The organism is Janthinobacterium sp. BJB401 (genome assembly GCF_013372745.1).
Taxonomy (GTDB): Bacteria; Pseudomonadota; Gammaproteobacteria; order Burkholderiales; family Burkholderiaceae_D; genus Janthinobacterium; species Janthinobacterium rivuli.
This window is the reverse complement of sequence record NZ_JABXFH010000115.1, coordinates 1-1,477: the sequence shown is the minus strand read 5'-3', so window position 1 is coordinate 1,477 and position 1,477 is coordinate 1. Positions and strand designations below refer to the sequence as shown.

1 protein-coding gene is annotated in these 1,477 nt (G+C 63.2%); it reads right to left on the bottom strand.

Annotated elements, in window-relative coordinates; all coding sequences use genetic code 11:
• Positions 1–1,477: condensation domain-containing protein (locus HWE17_RS28405; protein ID WP_255206432.1), on the bottom strand; the 1,477-nt coding region annotated here is incomplete at both ends.

Below are 1,477 nucleotides of genomic sequence, written 5' to 3'. Positions count from 1 at the left end.
CCGTCCGTTTCGGTCACCGCCAGCGACAGGTCGAACTGGGTACTGGCATGGGTTTGCCCGATACCCTGCAAGCGCAGGCCTGGTAATTCCAGCACCGCGTCGGCCGGTGTATTGTTGAGCGAGAACGACACCTGGAACAGCGGACTGTAGGCAAGGCTGCGCTGCGGATTGAGCGCCTCGACCACCTGCTCGAAGGGCATATCCTGGTGCGCATACGCGTTGAGCGTATCGTGCCTGACGCGCTCGATCAGGGCACCGACGCTGGGGGCGCCTTCCAAGTTCACCCGCAAGGCCAGCGTGTTGACAAAGAAGCCGATCAGGTGTTCCGTTTCGCTGCGATGGCGGTTGGCCACCGGGCTGCCGATCACCACCTCATCTTGGCCAGACAGGCGCGACAGCAAACTTGCCCAAGCAGCCAGCAGCGTCATGTACAACGTGGCCCCATGCCGCAGGCCCAGCTGCTTGAGCGCCTGCGTAAGTGTGGCTGGAATGCTGAAGCCCGCGCTGGCGCCACGGTAACTTTGCACCTCGGGGCGCTGGCGGTCCAGCGGCAACGCCAGCAACGCCGGAGCACCGGCCAGATGCTGCTGCCAGTAATCGACCTGGGCCTGCAGGACATCACCCTGCAGCCACGCGCGCTGCCAGACCGCATAGTCGGCGTACTGCAACGGCAGTGGCGGCAACGGATCGTCCCGTCCCTGGCTCAAGGCCGTGTAGAGCACGCTCACCTCCCGTACCAGCAGACCGACCGACCAGCCGTCGGTGATGATGTGGTGTTGGTTGACGAACAGGATATGTTCCTCCGGGCCCAGGCGCAGCAGTTGTCCACGGATTAACGGTCCACGCGACAAGTCGAACGGCGCCGACATGGTTTGCTCACCAATGCGTGTGATCGCCAGTTCCTGTGCGTTGACGTCAAGCAACGAGATATCCTGTTCAGCCAGGGCAAAACCCACCTCGGCAGGCGCGATGTGCTGCATCGGCTGGCCGTCGTCGAGCACGAACGTAGTGCGCAGGCTCTCATGACGCGCCACGATGCGGTCCAGCGTCGCCTTCAGTGCCGCTCGATCCAGGCGACCGCTCAAGCGTAGCGCGGCAGGCATGTGGTATGCGGCACCGGCTGCATCATCAAGCTGGGCGAGGAACCACAAGCGCTGCTGCGACCAGGACAGGGGCAAGGCCCCGCCACGGTCGACCAATGGAATAACATCGGTCATCACACGTTCGGTTTGCGCAATACAGGTGGCCAGTTCGCTCAGCACCGGGTACGTGAACAGGTGGCGTAGCGCGATCTCGATCTGCAAAGCCTGGCGCAGGCGTGCCATCACCTGCACGGCCAGCAGCGAATGGCCACCCAGTTCAAAGAAATGGTCATGGCGCCCTACCCGAACCTTCAACAGATCGTGCCAGATATCAGCCAGTACCTGCTCGACTTCCCCGCAAGGCGCTTCATACACCTGCGGCGCCAGCGCCGCCG